The sequence below is a fragment of the Streptomyces sp. NPDC058751 genome, from assembly GCF_042746485.1.
Classification (GTDB): Bacteria; Actinomycetota; Actinomycetes; order Streptomycetales; family Streptomycetaceae; genus Streptomyces.
Genome location: NZ_JBHYPZ010000099.1, coordinates 1 through 2,496, shown reverse-complemented (window position 1 = coordinate 2,496; position 2,496 = coordinate 1). Strand labels below are relative to the sequence as shown.

The window sequence follows — 2,496 nt, the reverse complement described above, 5'->3', positions numbered from 1 at the left end:
GTCGGGTAGCCGGGATGCATTACTGCATCCCGGCCCCCTCAGAACCGTGCGTGCACCTTTCAATGCACACGGCTCAAGCTCGCCCCATGGGCCAGCGCATTTCAGTTGGCCCGCTTGCCGTCTTGAGCATGTAGCTGTCGATGGCACGCGGAGTGCACGAGACGGAGGTTGGTCCTCTCGTCGGAGCCGCCGTCTCGCCGGTAAACGAAGTGATGTTTGTTCAGCATCTTCTTCGACGCCGCGAACCAGTTGATCCACTCACGTGGACTGTCCGGCTCGTACTCGGCCCCAGCGATAAGCGCCTGATTGCAGAGCGGGCAAAGCCCCTTCTGCTTGTACGCCAGGGACAGGCTTACTTTGTCCATAGGCGGTGGCGTCTTCTTCCGGCGGCGCCCTTGCCAGTACTCGTTCAGGGATGAGTCGTCAGGAGACGCCGCACCCTTCACTTGTACGTGACGGACGATTTTAGTCCATTTGAAGTAGGGGAGATAGGCACCGCTGTTGCGATCCCCAAAGACCCATCTGTCATTTCTGGACTCGTTGAACCTGCCGAAGTGTCTGTTGGCAACCCAGACTCTCGACTTCCTCGGGTGGCTTCTTCGGGCCCATTCCCACAGCAACTTCCACAGATAGTGGTCGAGGCTGGCGAATACTCGCGAAGAGACCGCCTTCCGGTAGTACGCCGACCATCCTCGAATGATGGGGGTCAGCGTCCTCAGCACACCTGCTGTGTTGGAGCCGTAGAGCCCCTTCACTTCGGTACGCAGGGTCTGCCGGATTCTCTTGACGGCATCGGCGCTCGGTTTGATGAGTAGCTTTCCATCGTAGCGACGGATGTTGAATCCGAGGAAGTCGAACCCGCTCTCCACGTGGGTGATCCGGGTCTTTTCTTCGTTGAACCGTAGTCCTCTCGGCTCCAGCCACTCCGACAGCTTCTCCTTGACCTGTTCCGCTTCTGACTTGCTGTGGCACATGACCACGAAATCGTCCGCGTACCGGATCAGGATCGGAGTCCCGGGGGCTGCCTTCGGCTCGTATGACTTCGCCGCGGTTCCCCAGTACCGGCACCCTGCCGCCTCTTCCATCCCGTGGAGTGCCACGTTCATCAGCAGAGGGCTGATCACTCCGCCTTGCGGAGTTCCCTCCTCGGTCGGCGTGAACCGCCCTTGTTCGACCACAGCGGATTTCAGCCACGCCCGGACAAGACTCCGGCCGGGGAATCCCCCGACGGCGTCCATCAGGCGTGGATGGTCGATGCGGTCGAATGCCGCGGATAGATCCGCATCCAGGACCCAGAGGCGTTTGGCGTTCTTGCGTGCCGCCGCCCCGAAAATGGCCTCAATGGCGTCGTGGCAACCCCTTCCCGGTCGAAAGCCGTACGACCGGGGTTCAAAACGGGCCTCCCACTCGGGTTCCAGCGCATTCTTGACGCGAGCCTGCATGGCCCGGTCCCGGATGGTGGGAATCCCCAGCGGTCGTTGCTTCCCGTTGCTCTTCGGGATGTACACCCGCTTGACCGGCATGGCTCGCCATGGCTTTTCGGCCTGATGGACTTCTGTTGCAAGATTCCATCGGGCCCCGGGCGTGACAGCCTTCTTTCTGTCGACGCCGGCGGTCTTGCGGCCAGCGCTCAGCTGGGTCACTCGTCTCACACTTGTGAGTGTGTTGGAGTGGCTCCGCAACATGAGCTTCTGAAGATTTCTGACCTTGGGCCAGTCCTCTTCCTGCGCGGCCTTGAAGATCCGCTGTCTCAGTCGCCGTACCTCTCCCTCGCATTGACTCCAGTCGATCTGGTGCCACAGCGTGGAAGCGTCTTCTGGTCCGTTCGCCGGGACGGGTGGCGGAGCAGACATGTCCACCGTCCTCCCGGTGTCTAACTTGTCCGTCGGTTCGGGCTTCTTCTCAGTTCGCTTCAAAGGCTTACCTGGTCCACGTCTGCTCCCTTTCGGGCCGGGGAGAACCCCGTATCCGGCAGGTTATACAGGCTCATTCGCCTGGTTTCCCTTTCCCTTTCGGGGACCGGCATTCGCTTCTTGGACCATCCTGTCCGGCTGAGGAGTTCCGCTTCCCTTACAGTCGGCCTACCAGATGGCTCTGGACCTCAACCGGGTTTCCACGTTCCGCACCACCAAGATGCGTCCGGGGAGGGTGCCCCCTATTGCCCCGCGGCCAGCGGTGTTCACGAGCCTTGGGTCCGAACCCTCGGCTCCGCTCGATGCCTCCCAGCATCCGGGCCGTGACCGCCGCTCCTGCTCAGCATCGGGCGGGCTACTTTGACGAGGCTTTGACAGGGGTTCACTCTCGTTCACCCTTCCGAACTGCCCCTCGGCCTGTGGTGCCAGATGCCTTGGCACCCTTGGGCCTTGAGCGCTCAGCTTCACACCCCGCCGTTGCCAGCGACGCATGTGAGCGTGGGGCCAGGCCTCAGAACACTGGCCTGAGACAGCCCAGTTGTGACCGGGCTATCCACTTGAATGGTGCGACCTCGTGTCGCAC

1 protein-coding gene is annotated in these 2,496 nt (G+C 61.6%); it reads right to left on the bottom strand.

Going from position 1 to position 2,496, the window contains the following annotated elements; all coding sequences use genetic code 11:
• Window positions 1-101: 101 nt before the first annotated feature.
• Window positions 102-1,853 (bottom strand): group II intron reverse transcriptase/maturase, encoded by a 1,752-nt coding sequence (ltrA, locus tag ACFW6B_RS41050; RefSeq protein ID WP_386605042.1) that lies wholly within the window; start codon window positions 1,851-1,853, stop codon window positions 102-104.
• Window positions 1,854-2,496 lie beyond the last annotated feature (643 nt).

Bases quoted from the DNA above. Each gene is read 5' to 3' on its own strand.
- ltrA (WP_386605042.1), bottom strand. From the start codon at position 1,853: ATGTCTGCTCCGCCACCCGTCCCGGCGAACGGACCAGAAGACGCTTCC.